General features: G+C 64.9%; 11 protein-coding genes. 7 read left to right on the top strand and 4 right to left on the bottom strand.

The window, feature by feature from the left end; genetic code table 11:
* Positions 1–115: 115 nt before the first annotated feature.
* From ACVIGA_RS42475 to ACVIGA_RS42465, 3 genes are read right to left on the bottom strand one after another with little or no spacing between them, the layout of a single operon-like run.
* Positions 116–1,354, bottom strand: coding sequence for a class I SAM-dependent methyltransferase (locus ACVIGA_RS42475; RefSeq protein WP_456670692.1), 1,239 nt, complete (start codon positions 1,352–1,354; stop codon positions 116–118).
* Positions 1,344–2,147: a DUF1365 domain-containing protein gene (locus tag ACVIGA_RS42470; RefSeq protein WP_456670691.1), complete on the bottom strand. Its 804-nt coding sequence runs from the start codon at positions 2,145–2,147 to the stop codon at positions 1,344–1,346. Before ACVIGA_RS42470 ends, ACVIGA_RS42475 begins: the two co-directional genes overlap by 11 nt.
* Entirely contained in the window at positions 2,144–3,478 is a 1,335-nt protein-coding gene (locus ACVIGA_RS42465) for an NAD(P)/FAD-dependent oxidoreductase (RefSeq protein ID WP_456670690.1), read from the bottom strand. The genes ACVIGA_RS42470 and ACVIGA_RS42465 overlap by 4 nt, the downstream gene beginning before the upstream one ends.
* A gap of 252 nt (positions 3,479–3,730) precedes the next feature.
* On the opposite strand from ACVIGA_RS42465, the gene ACVIGA_RS42460 reads away from it, so the two are divergent.
* From ACVIGA_RS42460 to ACVIGA_RS42450, 3 genes are read left to right on the top strand one after another with little or no spacing between them, the layout of a single operon-like run.
* The gene (locus ACVIGA_RS42460; protein ID WP_456670689.1) at positions 3,731–4,318 is read left to right on the top strand and encodes a sigma-70 family RNA polymerase sigma factor; all 588 of its coding nucleotides are present in this window, start codon (positions 3,731–3,733) and stop codon (positions 4,316–4,318) included.
* Positions 4,315–4,965 (top strand): ChrR family anti-sigma-E factor, encoded by a 651-nt coding sequence (locus ACVIGA_RS42455; RefSeq protein ID WP_456670688.1) that lies wholly within the window; start codon positions 4,315–4,317, stop codon positions 4,963–4,965. The genes ACVIGA_RS42460 and ACVIGA_RS42455 overlap by 4 nt, the downstream gene beginning before the upstream one ends.
* A 23-nt stretch (positions 4,966–4,988) precedes the next feature.
* Positions 4,989–5,804, top strand: a complete 816-nt coding sequence (locus ACVIGA_RS42450; protein WP_456670687.1) for a DUF1295 domain-containing protein — start codon at positions 4,989–4,991, stop codon at positions 5,802–5,804.
* On the opposite strand, the gene ACVIGA_RS42445 is transcribed toward ACVIGA_RS42450, so the two are convergent.
* A complete protein-coding gene (locus tag ACVIGA_RS42445) occupies positions 5,793–6,194 on the bottom strand; it encodes a DUF2177 family protein (RefSeq protein WP_456670686.1) in 402 nt (133 codons plus the stop codon). The two genes, ACVIGA_RS42450 and ACVIGA_RS42445, sit on opposite strands and share 12 nt — an antisense overlap.
* A gap of 436 nt (positions 6,195–6,630) precedes the next feature.
* Between ACVIGA_RS42445 and ACVIGA_RS42440 the strand changes: the two genes are divergently transcribed.
* Genes ACVIGA_RS42440 through ACVIGA_RS42425 form a run of 4 tightly spaced genes read left to right on the top strand, consistent with a single transcriptional unit; the run spans position 6,631 to position 15,882 of the window.
* Complete coding sequence (locus tag ACVIGA_RS42440; RefSeq protein ID WP_456671010.1) at positions 6,631–8,100, top strand: efflux transporter outer membrane subunit; 1,470 nt, start codon at positions 6,631–6,633, stop codon at positions 8,098–8,100.
* Positions 8,090–9,553 carry an efflux RND transporter periplasmic adaptor subunit gene (locus ACVIGA_RS42435; protein ID WP_456670685.1) on the top strand — a complete coding sequence of 488 codons (1,464 nt, stop codon included), beginning with the start codon at positions 8,090–8,092 and terminating at the stop codon, positions 9,551–9,553. Before ACVIGA_RS42440 ends, ACVIGA_RS42435 begins: the two co-directional genes overlap by 11 nt.
* A gap of 48 nt (positions 9,554–9,601) precedes the next feature.
* Positions 9,602–12,730: an efflux RND transporter permease subunit gene (locus ACVIGA_RS42430; protein ID WP_456670684.1), complete on the top strand. Its 3,129-nt coding sequence runs from the start codon at positions 9,602–9,604 to the stop codon at positions 12,728–12,730.
* Entirely contained in the window at positions 12,727–15,882 is a 3,156-nt protein-coding gene (locus tag ACVIGA_RS42425) for an efflux RND transporter permease subunit (RefSeq protein ID WP_456670683.1), read from the top strand. The genes ACVIGA_RS42430 and ACVIGA_RS42425 overlap by 4 nt, the downstream gene beginning before the upstream one ends.
* The last annotated feature ends 9 nt before the right edge of the window (positions 15,883–15,891 follow it).

Below are 15,891 nucleotides of genomic sequence, written 5' to 3'. Positions count from 1 at the left end.
GTTGGCCGTGCGGGGGATGACACAGCCGGAAAGATCGTTTTGAAAATGCGCTGCGATCCGGCCAAATCTTGCTGCAAATCGGCGCTCTGCGTCAGATTCGCACGACACGGTTCGTTCAAGACGGTCGCTCGATCTTGTACAGCCCCACATTAAGAGCGCCGATTTCGAAGCCGAGCCTGCAATAGGCCAGATAATACTCCCACATCCGCTTGAAGCGGATATCGAAGCCGAGGGCTTCGATCGATGGCCACGCGTCGACGAACCGGTCGCGCCAGTCGGCCAGCGTGCGCGCATAGCTGGCAGCGAAGAACTCGGTCGAAACCAGCCGAAGTCCGGAATTGTCGACCAGTCGTTCGACGATCTCGACGGTCGGCAACATTCCGCCCGGAAATACGTATCGCTGGATGAATTCCGGCCGCCTGCGATAGCTTTCGAAGCGACGTTCGTCGATCGTGATCACCTGCAGCACCGCGATGCCGCCGATATCGAGCCGTTGCCGCAGATTGTCGAAAAACAACGGCCAGTACGCCTCGCCGACTGCCTCCAGCATCTCGATCGAGACGACGCGATCATAGGTGCCCTCGGTGTCGCGATAGTCCTCGAGCCGCAGATTTGCCCTGTCGGCGAGACCCTGTTCGGCGAGTTGCTCGTATGCGTAGCCAAGCTGTTCAGTCGACAGTGTCAGGCCGGTGACGTGACAGACATTCCGTTCGACAAGATGCTGTGCCAGCGCGCCCCAGCCGCAGCCGATCTCGAGAACCCTCTCGCCGCCGCTGAGATCGAGCAGTTCAGTCACCCGATCGAGCTTGTTCTGCTGGGCCTGCGCGAGCGTCTGGTGTGGCGAGGTGTAGATCGCCGATGAATAGGTCATGCTCGGATCGAGCCAGAGGCGGTAGAAGTCATTGCCGAGATCGTAATGGGCGCGAATGTTGCGCCGGCTGCCGCGCCTGGTATTGCGATTGAGCAGGGCGTGACGAAGCCAGTTCAGAGGCTGCGGCGGCCTCAGCCGCTCGAACGAAGGGGCGCGTGCCGAACGCGGTGCAGCCGCGCTGAGGAACGAGTAGATGTCGGGCGTCGACCATTCGCCGGCAAGGAAGCCTTCGGCAAAACCCAGATCACCGCCGATCAGCAGCCGCAGCAGGCATTTCCAACCATGGATCCTGATATGCGCCTGCTCTTCGCCGCGCATCCCGGAAATCACGACGCCGCGCCCACTCGGCGTCTGGAGCAGGATTTCGCCGCAGTCGATACGGTGGAACAGCCGCCGCAGCAGCGTCCCGACAGTCGCCCGCAGCACCGGCGGCCATTCGACGGGATGCGGGCAGGGGACGGTCTGCGGGTGGTCAGAGTGCATGCGAGTCAATCCGATGCTGGGGCGATGGGGGCACGGTCGTGATCGTGTGAGGAGAGCGTTGCGGGCGCCCGCGTAACCGCAAGCCCTTCAACCAAAGCCGCAACGCTTCCCAATGAATCGCAAGGATCACCTTGATCGTGACCAGCGGAATGGCGACGAAATTGTACAACAGCGCTTGGTCGCTGAGCTCGTGGCGTGACGCCGTCAGGCAGGCGCCGAGCACGGTTGCTCCGCCCGCACTTGCGCTGATACCGAGCGCAAAATGCGCGTCCGGTTGGTTCAGCCGGAAGTGATAGGACATGTCCATGTTCAGGAAGGGAGACACGTGGAAGGCCTTGTCGCAGTCATGCCGGATGGTGCCAGTATCGGCCGCGACCGAGGCCACATAGGCGTGGCGTTCGCCGAACGTGTTGTGAACCTGATAGATGATCGCGGCGAGCTGGCCGTCGTGTCGGTGGCAGAAATAGATGCTGAGCGGATTGAAGCTGTAGCCGAGCGTTCGAGGCATGCAGAAGAGCCGGATCGGCCCTCCGGCGATATCGATCCCTGCCTGCATCAGGCAACGTTCGGCCTGCAGGCGCAGTGGCGTTGCGCTGCCGTCGCCGTGATCGGCATCGTGAAGTGCAAACAGGTTGAATCCGTTGCGGGAGAACAGCCGCAAACGGGAAGCGAGCAGGGGCATCTCGTCGAGATCGAGCAGCAGCCAGAACGCACGATAGCGGAAGCGATGCGTGGTGGGCCTCAGTCGCCGATGCATGACGCTGCCGCGATAGAGGCAGGAGCGGAGCGTCATGGTTGCAGCTCCGGTTCGGGCAGCGACCTCGCGCTTGCGGCGAGCGCGATGCGTCCGGATTCGTCTGATATGGTCCACGGCCGCCGCGCGCCTCCCAGCTGTTCGGCGACTGCAAGCCCGGATTGCAGCCCGTCTTCGTGGAAGCCGGCGCCAAAATGCGCGCCGCAGAACCAGGTGTTTTTCTGGCCTTGCAGCGACCATAGCCGGCGCTGTGCGGCGATCGCGGCGGCATCGAAGATCGGATGCTCGTACATCTCCGTGTGATGCAGCGTTTCGCTGTGTGGCGGATGCGCCGGATTGAGCGTGACGAAGAGCCGCAAATGCTGGGGAATGCCCTGGAGCCGGTTCATCCAATAGGTGACGCCGACCGGCGCGGCGGCCTTGTCGCGCGAGCCGACATAATTCCAGCTCGACCAGGCCGGTCGGCGCCGCGGCATGAATCCGGGATCGGAGTGGAGCACGGCCAGGTTGCGGTTATAGCGGAACGCGCCGAGCAGTTCGGCTTCATCGGGCGTCGGATCGTCGATCGTCGACAATGCCTGATTTGCGTGCGTTGCCAGCACGACGTGATCGTACGGCTGTGTTTCGCCGTGGACATCCGTGACCATGACGCGGCCGGACGATCGGCGTATCCCGACCACGCCGCAGTCGAGCCTGATCCGGTCCGCGAACGGCTGGACCAGCCGCTGCACATAGACCTGACTGCCGCCGATCACGGTTTCCCATGGCGGCCGCCCCGTCAATTGGAGCAGCCCGTGATTGTGGTGGAAGCGAATGAATGTTGCCGCGGGAAAGGCGAGAATTTCATCCGGGGGTGCCGACCAGATGGCGCTTGCCATCGGTAGCAGGTGGTCGTCGCGGAACGCTGCGCCATAACCACCTTGCACGAGATAGTCGCCGAGGCTGATCGACTCGTCGCTCAGCCGAGCGGCGTCGCGGGTCGCGCGATCGTAGAACCGCACGACGTCGCGCAGCATCGACCAGAAACGCGGGCGCAGGAGGTTGCCGGGCTGCGCCAGCAGACCGGAGAGGCCGGTCCCGGAATATTCCAGATTGCCGCGGTCGAGCGAAACCGACAGCGACATCTCCGACGCTTGCGTGGCCACGTCGAGATGCTGGAACAGCGCAGCGAGATTAGGGTAGGTGCTCCGGTTGAACACGATGAAGCCGGTATCCACGGCAACGCGCTCGTCACCGATGGACGCTATCACGGTGTTGGAATGCCCGCCGATCCGATCCGACTTCTCGTAGACGGTCACGTCGTGCCGCTGGCTGAGCAGCCAGGCGGCCGAGAGGCCGGAAATGCCGGTTCCGATCACGGCTATGTTCAATCTGCCGTCGCTGCTCAACTACAATCCCTCAGCGGCACGCTGCGCCGGCCGATTGCGCGGTCGGCGTCTTGGAATGAAACGACGGATGTTGCGTGTTGGATCACCGGCAGTGATCCAACCGCGGCCGGGTGGCGTTCCTGATGCATGCAAGCCGCCGCTCGACATGTTTCCGGGGTCATCGGTCTGGTCAGGCCCGGCGCGATCCGGTACTGCGGTCGCAGAGCCGTCAGTGATAGGGAGTGCCCGCGCGGCATGCTGAGTGAAACTCCCGACAATGAGACGTCGGATGCCGCCAGATGGGCCCGGCTGATCGAAGCCGTTGCTGTCCGCAGGGATCGCGAGGCCTTCGCGGCGTTGTTTCGAGATTTTGCGCCGCGCATCAAGACGTTCATGCAGCGCTCCGGTGCAAGCGAGCAGCTTGCCGACGAACTGGCGCAGGAGGCCTTGTTCGCCGTGTGGTCAAAGGCCAGCCTGTTTGATCCCGGCAGCGCTGGTGCCGCAGCCTGGATCTTTACGATCGCGCGAAATCTCCGCATCGACGCGCTCCGTCGTCAGAAACGAACCCCAACGAACGATACGTCCGAGACGGAACTCGAGTTTCAGCGCGATGAGGGGCCGTTGCCCGACGCTGGGGTGGCGGCATCTGAAATCGGGGCGCGGGTGCGCGATGCGCTGTCTGTGCTGCCGGAAGAGCAGATGCGGGTGATCGAGCTGTCTTTCTTTCACGAAATCGCCCATGCGGAGATCGCAAGGGCGCTCGATATCCCGCTCGGCACCGTCAAATCACGCTTGCGGCTGGCGATGGTCCGGCTGCGCAGCTTGCTGGATGACTTCTCATGACTGTCCATCATCATCCCCCGGACGAGCTGTTGGCGATGTTCGCAGCCGGCACGGTCGACCTTGGCCAGCATATTGGTGTTGCCACCCATCTGGTCGGCTGTGCGAAGTGCCGTGCAGTGGTACGCGCGATGGAGCATGTCGGCGGCGCCATGCTGACCGGATTGCCGCCGACCGCGATGTCGGACGGAGCGCTCGAGGCGATAGAGCGCAGGCTGGACGAGACCTCGCGGACCTCCATCCCGGAGCGGCGCCGGGGGCAGGCATTCCGCGACGTACCGGGTTTGCCGGACTTTCTGGACAGCTATCCCGATAGTCCGTGGAGATGGATCGCACCAAAGGTGCATTTGCGGCCGATCCGGCTGCCCGAGCCGAGTGCGACGCGCGTCTTTCTCCTGAAATCCAGCCCGGGAACGAGGATGATCGAACATACCCACACAGGGTTTGAAATGACCTGCGTGCTGTCAGGAAGCTTCGTTCACGCCGGGGGCCATTTCGGACCCGGAGACTTCGACTTTGGCGACGGGTCGGTGGATCATGACGTCAAGATCAACTCGACGGAGGACTGCATCTGCCTGGTCGCAATGCAGGGAGATTTGAAGCTCAACGGAATGATCGGCCGTTTGTTGCAGCCGTTGATCCGCATGTGACGGCCGCTCCTGGGAGATGCTCCGTGAGCCTGCTCCAGCTGATATCTCAAGTCGCAATCATGGCCCTTGCGCTGTCTGCGGTCATGACGGCCGCCTGGCAGATCCAGCGACGGACCGGAGCCACCGGATGGATCGATGTCTGCTGGACATTCGGCACCGGTTTGGTTGCTTGCGTGGCCAGCCTCGTCCCGGTCCCGGAAGCTGGCGTGCCGACCGCGCGGCAGACCATGGTCGCGCTGCTGGTCGCGATCTGGTCGCTGCGGCTCGGCAGTCATCTTCTGTCGCGGACCTGGAAAGCCGGCGATGATCCGCGCTATCGCGACCTGATCGATCAATGGGGCGACACGGCCGACCGGCGGATGTTCCTGCAGCTCCAGGCCCAGGCGGCGGTTGGGCTCATCCTGACGATCTCCGTTGCGCTCGCGGCGCATAACCCGCGACCCGCACTTGGGCTTGCGGACTTGCTCGGTGCAGCGCTGCTGTTGACCGGCCTGATCGGGGAGGCATTGTCCGACGCGCAGCTCAGCAAATTCCGCTCGAATCCCGCCAATCGACATCGGATTTGCGAGGCGGGATTATGGAAGTGGTCGCGCCATCCGAACTATTTCTTCGAGTGGCTTTGCTGGCTGGCGTATCCGTTGATCGCGATCGACGCCTCGTATCCGCCCGGCTGGATCACGTTGCTGGCGCCGGCCAGCATGTATTGGATTCTGGTCCATGTGTCCGGCGTGCCGCCGCTCGAACAGCACATGCTGCGCTCGCGCGGCCAGCAATTTCGTGACGTGCAGGCGCGGACCCGGCCGTTCTTTCCATTTCCGAAGCGGACTTCAGGCAGCTAGCCTTGCGGTGATGAGGCAGGCCGCTGTGGCGGACATGGCGCCAAGCAGCGTTCCCCAGGTCATGTCAAGCAGTGTGAGCTGCAAGGTCCAGTTCCGCACAGTCGCCTGATTGGTCAAATCATACGTCATGTAACTGAAGAAGCCGAAGAGTGCGCCGCTGAGCGCCGCCTGGGCCAGGCTTTCGGACCTTATGGCCGGGAGCACCGCGAACACCACGAGCCCGATCGGGTAGATCAGATAGAAGGCGATCGCCGGAGGCAGGTTGACCTCCGTCGACAGGATGTCGCCGAGTGTCGGGCGATACAATCGGCTCGCCATGGTCCCGAGCCAGGCCATGTCGCAGAGCAAAAAGACGATGAGTGTCGACAGGTAGGCGTAGAGGTAGGTCATGTCGGGGCCCGAAGGTTGAACGCCGCTGTCGCAAGGCGCAGCTCTCAATGAGGTAACGACTGATCGATGCGTCTGGATCATCCCGGCGCCGGTCGGGGACGGCAAGCTGCGGATTCGGAGCAACAGGGCGGAGAAATCCCCATGAAATCTTTGTTAGAATCCGAACGTCCGGATACTGGTTCGGGTGCGAGGAAACGCTGCAAAAATGGGGAAAAGTCGCCCGCCCGGGTGGCGGCGAATCGCAGTGGATGCGACGTCGCGCGATCGTGACGGGGCTGTCCGCCCTATTGTCCCAAGGATAGGATGGGACAGTCAGGTTCCATTGGAAGATTCACCCCGTGCACGTCACCCAGACCATTGCTGATCGCGTCATTCGTACGCCACGGGCGAAGTCTGGCTTCGGCGGAGAACGGGTGTGACCCAGCCCGCGTCCGTGATGGTGCCCGGAGGCCGGTTCGGCCTCGCTGTCCGCATGCGACGGCTCGCGGGACGATCGCTCGTCGCTCTCGGCCTGATCGCGGGTTCAGCCGGCTGCATCCTGACCCAGGACATCCCCGATCCCGCGCTCGACGTGCCGCAGGGCTACAAGGCGGCGCGCCTTAGCCGGCCGGGCGACGCGCTTCCGACGCTCGACTGGTGGCGGGGCTTCCGCTCCAAGGAGCTGACGCAGCTGATGGAGGAGGCGCAGACCGTCAACCTCGACATCGCCGCGGCCGTGGCGCGCTTCCGGCAAGCCGACGCGCTGGCGCGACAGGCGGGCGCGGCGCTGCTGCCGACCCTCAATCTCAACGGCTCCGAGACCTATTCACGCACCTCGGGCTCCAGCGCCAGCGGCCTGACCAATGGCGGGCGCGAGGTGGTGAACTACAGCGGCTCGCTCAGCGCCAGCTACCAGCTCGACTTCTGGGGCCAGAATCGCGACGCCGCGCAGGCGGCGGAGGAGACCGCAGTCGCCAACCGGTTCGACCGCGAGGTGGTGGCGCTGACGACGCTCGCCAGCGTCGCCAACGCCTATTTCACGGTGCTTGCCACCCAGGACCGGCTGCGAACCGCACAGCGCAACATCGCCAGCGCCGAGCGCATCCTCAATGCGATCCGGGACCGCTTCAAGGCCGGCACCGGCTCCGATCTCGACGTCGCGCAGCAGGAAAGCGTGGTCGCGAATCAGCGCGCGCTGGTGCCGCCGCTGCGGCAGACGCTCGACCAGAACGTCAACGCGCTCGCGGTGCTGGTGTCGCGTCCGCCGGAGAGCGTGCGCGTCGCCGGCGGCTCGCTCAACTCCGTTGCGATCCCGCGCGTCACGCCGGGCCTGCCATCCGAACTGCTGACCCAGCGTCCCGACATCCGCAGGCAGGAGGCGCAACTCGCATCCGCCACCGCCAATGTCGGCAGCGCACGAGCGCAGTTCTTCCCCAGCATCCAGCTGACCGGGACGGGCGGCTACCAGAGCCAGGCGCTGGTCTCGCTGTTCCAGCCGCATGCGGCCTTCTTCAACCTGGTCGGCGGCATGACCCAACCAATCTTCGACGGCGGCCGGATCCTCGGCAATTTCGAGAACGCGAAGGCGCGGCAGGATGAGCTGCTGCAGACCTATCGCAAGACGGTCGTGCAGTCGTTCACCGATGTCGACAACGCGCTGGTCGCGATCCGCGAGACCTCGCGGCGGCTGCAGCTGCAGCGCGACGTGCTGTCGTCGTCGCGACGCGCCTTCGATCTGGCCGAGCAGCAACTCAAGGCCGGCACCGCCGACATCGTAACTGTGCTAAACACGCAGCTGACCCTGTTCCAGGCGGAAGACGCTTATTCCCAGGCCCAGCTGGCCCGGCTATTAGCGATCGTGAGCCTGTATCAGGCTTTGGGGGGCGGCTGGGAACCGAAGATGGAAAGACCGGTCGATGCTCTTTAAGCCTGACTCGACGGATGACGAGAAAAGTACTGCGCCGCGCAAGCGGAGCCTGGTCTCGCGCGTGCTTGGGCGCATGGTGTCGCTGCTCATCACGCTCGTGATTCTCGGCGGGCTCGGCTATCTCGGCTGGCTTGCTTTCCAGCCCAAGCAAAATGGCGGCGGCGGGCGCGGCGCGGGCGCGCGGCCCGATCTGCCGGTGCCGGTGCTTGCGGCCACACCGCAGGTGCATGACGTGCCGGTCTATCTCGACGGCGTCGGGTCGGTGAAGGCGCTCAACACCGTCACGGTGCGCTCGCAGGTCGACGGCAAGTTGCTCAAGGTCAATTTCGTCGAGGGCCAGGACGTCAAGAAGGACGATGTGCTGGGCGAGATCGATTCCGCGATTTATCAGGCGCAATACGACCAGATGGTGGCCACGAAAGCCAAGGACGAAGCGCTGCTCGCCAATCAGAAGATCGACCTCGCCCGCTATGAGCAGCTCGCCGCCACCAACGCGGGCTCCAAGCAGCAGGCCGATACGCAGCGTGCGCTGGTCGCGCAGCAGGAAGCCATCATCAAGGCCGACCAGGCCCAGGTCGACAATGCGCGCGCCACGCTCGGCTACACCAAGATCGTCGCGCCGATCTCCGGCCGCGCCGGCCTGCGTCAGGTCGACCAGGGCAACATCATCCACGCCTCCGACACCACCGGGCTCGTGATCCTGACCCAGCTGCAGCCGATCGCGGTGTGGTTCAGCCTGCCGCAGCAGCAGATCATGCGGGTCAACGCCGCGGCGGCGAAGGGCCAGCTCGCGGTCGATGTGTTCGGCAATGATGGTGTCACCGTGATCGATACCGGCAAGCTCACCGGCATCGACAACCAGGTCGATCCGACCACCGGCACGCTGAAGCTGAAGGCCGAACTTCCGAATGCCAGCTACCAGCTCTGGCCCGGGCAGTTCGTCAATGTCCGGCTCAAGGCCGAGACCTTGCCGCAGGCGATCGTGGTGCCGACCTCGGCGGTGCAGCGCGGTCCCGCCGGTACGTTCAGTTACGTCATCGGCGCGGACAACACCGTCACCGCCAAGCCGGTCACGGTCACGCAGCAGAACGAGCATGAAGCCGTCATCGCCAGCGGCCTGACCACGTCGGACCGCGTCGTGACGACGGGCTTTGCCAATCTCGCCGATGGCTCCAAGGTCGTCGTCGGCAAGGACGACGGGCTGCCGGCCGCCGATCTGGCGCCGCGCAAGCGCAGCCGCAATCCGGACGGCAAGCGCGGGGCGCAAGGCGAGGGCCCAAGCAAGGACCAGGGCAAGGAGCAGAGCAAGGACGCCAGGCAGGACGGGCAGGGCGGCGAGCATCGCGGCCGGCGCGAGCACAGCGATGGCGATCAGAAGGGGCAGACCGGACCGGCGCCCACGCCGGCGGCAGGGGGCGAACAGTCGGGCGGCGCGCCGAAGGCGCAGCCATGACCGACATCCTGACCTCGTAATGTCCGACCCAACAGCGAGCACGCAACCATGAGCGTCTCCGAACCGTTCATCCGCCGGCCGATCGCCACCTCGCTGCTCGGCATCGCCCTGATGATCGGCGGCGCGTTGGGCTATTGGGCGCTGCCGGTCTCGGCGCTGCCGCAGGTCGACTTCCCGACCGTGCAGGTGTCGACGCAACTGCCGGGCGCGAGCCCCGATGTGGTGGCCTCGCTGATCACGGCGCCGCTGGAGCGGCAGCTCGGCCAGATTCCGTCGCTGTCGTCGATGAACTCGACCAGTTCGTTCGGCGTCAGCCAGATCTCGCTGCAGTTCGACCTCAACCGCGACATCGACGGCGCCACCCAGGACGTCCAGGCAGCGATCAATGCCGCAGCCGGCATCCTGCCGAAGACGCTGCCTTATCCACCGGTCTATGCCAAGGTGAACCCGGCTGACGCGCCGGTCATGACCCTGGCGCTGACTTCGGACACGATCTCGCTGCGGGCGATGAGCGATCTCGCCGATACCATCCTCGGACAACGGCTGAGCCAGATTTCCGGCGTCGGCCGGGTCTCGATCCTCGGCGGATTGAAGCCCGCGGTGCGCGTGCAGGCTGACCTGGCGCGGCTTGCGGCCTATGGCATCGCGATGGAGGATCTGCGCAACGCGATCGCCGGCGCCAATGTGTCGGGGCCGAAGGGCTCGCTCGACGGCGCCCAGCAATCCTACACCATCGCCGCCAACGACCAGATCGCCGCCGCCGACGCCTACCGGCCGATCATCATCGCCTATCGCAACGGCTCGCCGGTCACGATCGGCGACGTTGCACAGATCGTCGACGGGCTCGAAAACGATCGCACCGGCGGCTGGTACCAGGGGACGCCGGCCGTCATCATCGATATCCAGCGCCAGCCGGGCGCCAACGTCATCGACGTCGTCCAGCAGATCCGCGGCGAAATCCCGCGGCTGCAACGGTCCGTCCCGGCCGGCGTCAAGCTGACCGTGGTCTCCGACCGTACCGTGACGATCCGCGCCTCGGTCCACGACGTGCAGTTCACGCTGATCCTGAGCGTCGTGCTGGTGACGCTGGTGGTGCTGTTGTTCCTGCGGTCGCTGCGCGCGACCTTGATCGCAGGCGTCGCCCTGCCGCTGTCGCTGATCACGAGCTTCGGCGTCATGTATTTCGCGGGCTTCAGCCTCGACAATCTGTCGCTGATGGCTTTGACCATCGGGACCGGTTTCGTGGTCGACGACGCCATCGTGATGATCGAGAACATCGTCCGCCACATGGAGAACGGCGAGACTGTTATGGAGGCCTCGCTGAAGGGCGCCAGCGAAATCGGCTTCACCGTGATCTCGCTGACGGTGTCGCTGATCGCGGTGTTCATTCCGCTGCTATTCATGTCTGGCCTGGTCGGCCGCATGTTCCGCGAATTCGCGCTGACCCTGACGATCGCGGTCGTGACCTCGGCGATCGTCTCGCTGACCTTGACGCCGATGATGTGCTCGCGGCTGCTCAAGAACATCCATGAGGAGATGGCGGTTCCGGGCCTTGCCGCGGTCAGCCGCTTCATCGACCGCATGGTGGAGGTCTACCATCGCACGCTGCTCTGGGTGCTGCGGCGCCAGCGCGCGACGCTGCTGGTGACGTTCGCGACCATCGCCCTGACGCTCATCATGTATGTGCTGGCGCCGAAGGGTTTTCTGCCGCTGCAGGACACGTCCTCGATCACGGCGGTGACCGAGGCCGGCCCCGACGTCTCGTTTGCCGAGATGCAACGCCGCCAGAGCGCGGTCTCCGACCTCATCAAGGCCGACCCCGACGTGGTCGGCGTGGTCTCGGTGATCGGCGCCGGCTCGGTCAATCCGACCACCAATGTCGGCCGCCTGGTGATGACGCTGAAGCCGCTCGACCAGCGGCGCGACGGTGTCGTCAAGGTGATCGAGCGGCTGAAGCAGAAGATCGCGATGGTCCCCGGCATGACGGTCTACTTCCAGCCGGTGCAGGACGTGCAGATCTCGACCCAGTCGAGCCGTTCGCAGTACCAGTACACGCTGACCGCGACCGATGCCGCCGAGGTCTCGCAATGGTCGCAGAAGCTGGTCGCCGAGATGCGGCGCGATCCGATCTTCCGCGATGTTTCCTCGGAGGCGCAGGATGGCGGCCTGCGCGCGGCGCTCGACATCAACCGGCAGCGCGCCGGTCAACTCGGCGTCAGTCTGCAGGGCGTCACCGACACGCTGAACGACGCCTTCGCGCAGCGGCAGATCTCGACGATCTACGGTCAGGCCAACCAGTACCGCGTCGTGCTCGAGGCGCTGCCGATGTATCAGCGCGACCCCTCAATCCTCGACAAGCTCTATCTGCCTGGCGCCAACGGGGCGCAGGTGCCGCTGTCGGCGGTGGCGACGCTGGTCCGCACCACGGCGCCGCTCGCGATCTCGCACCAGGCGCAATTCCCGTCGGTCTCGCTCAGCTTCAACCTGGCGCCGGGCGAGGCGCTCGGCGACGCGGTCGAGGCGGTGAAGGCGATCGAGACGAGGATCGGAATGCCCGGCAGCATCGTCGGCATCTATTCCGGCGACGCCGCCGAATTCGCGCGCTCGCTGGCCGGGCAGCCCTGGCTGATCCTGGCCGCGATCATCACGATCTACATCGTGCTCGGCGTGCTCTACGAGAGCTACATCCATCCGATCACGATCCTGTCGACGCTGCCCTCGGCCGGCGTCGGCGCCATCCTCGCCTTGATGCTGTGCGGGCAGGACCTCTCGGTGATCGGCCTGATCGGCATCATCCTCTTGATGGGCATCGTCAAGAAGAACGCGATCATGATGATCGACTTCGCGCTGGAGGCCGAGCGGCACCAGGGCATGTCGTCCTATGACGCCATCGTGCAGGCCTGCCTGTTGCGGTTCCGGCCGATCATGATGACGACGCTGGCGGCGCTGTTCGGCGCGCTGCCGCTCGCGATCGAAAGCGGCACCGGCGCCGAGCTGCGCTTTCCGCTCGGCATCTCGATCATCGGCGGCCTGCTGCTGAGCCAGCTGCTGACGCTCTACACCACGCCGGTGATCTATCTCGCGCTCGACCGGCTCAACCGCCGGATCGAGCGGGCCGTGCCGGAACCGGGTCCCAGCGGCCCGCCGATCGCGGGCGCCACCGAGGGCATGCAGTGATCTCGATCTCCGAGCCCTTCATCCGCCGGCCGGTGGGCACCACCTTGCTGGCGATCGGGCTGTTCCTGGTCGGGATCGTCGCCTACGAATTTCTGCCGGTGTCGTCGGTTCCGAATGTCGACTTCCCGACCATCCGGGTGTCGGCGTCGCGGCCCGGCGCCGATCCCTCGGTGATGGCCGCGACCGTCGCGGCGCCGCTGGAACGCAAGCTCGGCACCATTTCGGGCGTCGACCAGATCACCTCGACGAGTTCGCTCGGCACCACCAGCATCCAGGTGCAGTTCTCGATCGGCCGCAACATCGACCGCGCCGCGCGCGACGTGCAGGCCGCGATCAACGCCTCGCTCGCCGATCTGCCGAGCGACCTGCCGTCGTTGCCGAAATTCCGCAAGGCCAATCCGGCCGCAGCGCCCGTGTTCGTGCTGGCGCTGACCTCGAAGACGATCTCGACCAGCGCGATGTACGACGTCGCCGACACCGTGCTGGCGCAGCGCATCTCGCAGGTGTCGGGAGTGGGCGAGGTGACCGTCAGCGGCGCCGACCAGCCGGCAGTGCGCATCGCACTCAATCCGGTGTCGCTGGCCAATGCCGGGATCGCGACCGATGATGTCCGGCTTGCGATCATCAATGCCAATCCGCTGGGTCCGGTCGGCATCTTCAACGGCGACCGGCTGAGCGAGACGCTTTCGATCAACAAGCAGATGCGCACCGCGGCCGAGTTCCGCGACATCGTCATCAAGAGCTCGAACGGCAATTTCGTCCGTCTCTCCGATGTTGCCGAGGTCGAGGATTCCGTTCGCAACTCGCGCTCGATCGCCTGGTTCAACAAGCAGCCGGCGGTGCTGATCCAGATCACCAAGCAGGGCGACGCCAACGTCATCGATACCGTCGACGGCGTTCGCAGGATGCTGCCGGAACTGAAGCAGTGGATCCCGGCCGGGGTCGAGATTTCGACCCTGGTCGATCGCACCGGAACGATCCGCGCCAGCGTCGAGGACATGCAGTTCACGCTGCTGGCGACCGCCATGCTTGTGATGGTCGTGGTGTTCGTGTTCCTGCGCAGGATCGTACCGACGATCGCCGCCGGCGTCTCGGTGCCGCTGGCGTTGGCCGGCACCTGCGCCGGGATGTGGCTCGCCGGCTTCTCGATCGACAATCTGTCGCTGATGGCGCTCGCGATCTCCGTCGGCTTCGTGGTCGACGACGCCATCGTGATGATCGAGAACATGTACCGCAATCTCGAGCAGGGCATGGCGCCATATCCGGCCGCGGTCGAAGGCGCCAAGCAGATCGGCTTCACGGTGCTGTCGATCTCGCTATCGCTGATAGCGGCCTTCACGCCGCTGATCTTCATGGACGGGATCGTCGGCCGGCTGCTGCGCGAGTTCTCGCTGACCCTGACGTTCGCCATCATCGTGTCGACCCTGGTGTCGGTGACCATCACGCCGATGATCTGCGCGCACTACATCAAGGAGGCGACCTCCGACCGCGCCACCTGGTACGATCGCGTCATCGAGGGCACGCTGTCGCGGGTCGTGGCATTCTATGCGTCGACCCTGCGCATCGTGCTCGGCTATCCCTTCCTGACCCTCGTGGTGTTCTTCGCCACTGTCGCGCTGACGGTGGTGCTGTACGTCAAGACGCCGAAGGCCTATTTCCCGACCGACGACAGCGGCTTCGTGATCGGGGCGACCCGCGCGTCCGCCGACATCTCGTTCCAATCGATGCTCGGCTTGCAGCAGCGGCTCGCCGACATCGTGATGGCCGACCCCGCGGTCGCCGGCATCGGCTCGTCGGTCGGCTCCGGCGGCGGCCCGGGTGGCGCCACCTCCAATCGCGGCACCATGTTCATTAGCTTGAAGCCGCCGGAGGAACGGGGAGGCCTGTCGACCGCGCAGGTGATCGACCGGCTGCGCCGCAACCTGTTCATGGTGCCGGGCATTCGCCTGTTCATGTTCGCCGCCCAGGACATCCGCACCGGCGGCCGGCAGAGCGATTCCGACTACCAGTACACGCTGGCTTCGACCGATCTCGATCTGTTGCAGAAATGGGCGCCGCTCGTTGCCAAGCGCATGGAGACGGTGGAAGGCATCACGGACGTCTCCTCCGACCGCGATCCCGGCGGCTTGCAGCTCAACCTCGTGATCGACCGCAAGATGGCCTCGAGTCTCGGCGTCCGGGTGCAGGACATCGACAATGCGCTCAACAACGCGTTCTCGCAGCGGCAGATCTCGTACATCTACACCCAGCGCAACCAGTACGTGGTGGTGCTCGAGATCGACCCCAAATTCCAGAGCGACCCGTCGAACCTCGAGCGCATCTACGTCGCCGGCGCCAATGACGTGCAGGTGCCGCTGTCGGCGCTCGTGCACTACCAGCGCGGACTGTCGGCGCTCGCGGTCTATCACTCCGGCGGCTTCCCCTCGACCACGGTGTCGTTCAACCTGCTGCCGGACGTGCCGCTGGAGGTCGCGACCACCAACATCCAGCAGGCGGTCAACGAACTGCACATGCCCGAGGGCATTCGCGGCAGCTTCGACGGCAATGCCGGCGACTTCAACAAGACCAGCGGGCGGCAGCCGCTTTTGATCCTCGGCGCGCTGGTTGCGATGTATATCGTGCTCGGCGTGCTCTATGAGAGCCTGGCGCATCCGATCACGATCATCTCGACCTTGCCGTCGGCCGGCCTCGGCGCCTTGCTGGCGTTGCAGGTCACCAATACGCCGCTGACCGTGATCGCCTTTGTCGGCATCATCCTCTTGATCGGCATCGTCAAGAAGAACGGCATCATGATGGTCGACTTCGCGCTCGAGGCCGAGCGGCATCAGGGCCTGTCATCGAGGGATGCGATCTTCGAGGCCTGCCGGGCGCGCTTCCGTCCCATCCTGATGACGACCATGGCAGCGCTGTTCGCCGGCATTCCGCTGGTGATCGCGACCGGCCCGGGCACCGAGCTGCGGCGGCCGCTCGGCATCACTATCATCGGCGGCCTGTTCGTGTCGCAGATCCTGACGCTCTACACCACGCCGGTGATCTATCTCCTGATCGACCGGTTCAAGGATCTGCCGGGGCGAGAGAAGCTGAGATGGCTCGGTATCGCGAGTGGTATCGCTAGTGCTGTCTTCGGTATTGCCAATTGGGCCTTGCGTTGATGTTGCCGG

The sequence above is a fragment of the Bradyrhizobium sp. USDA 3240 genome, from assembly GCF_054063295.1.
This window is presented reverse-complemented; position numbering and strand designations above follow the sequence as displayed.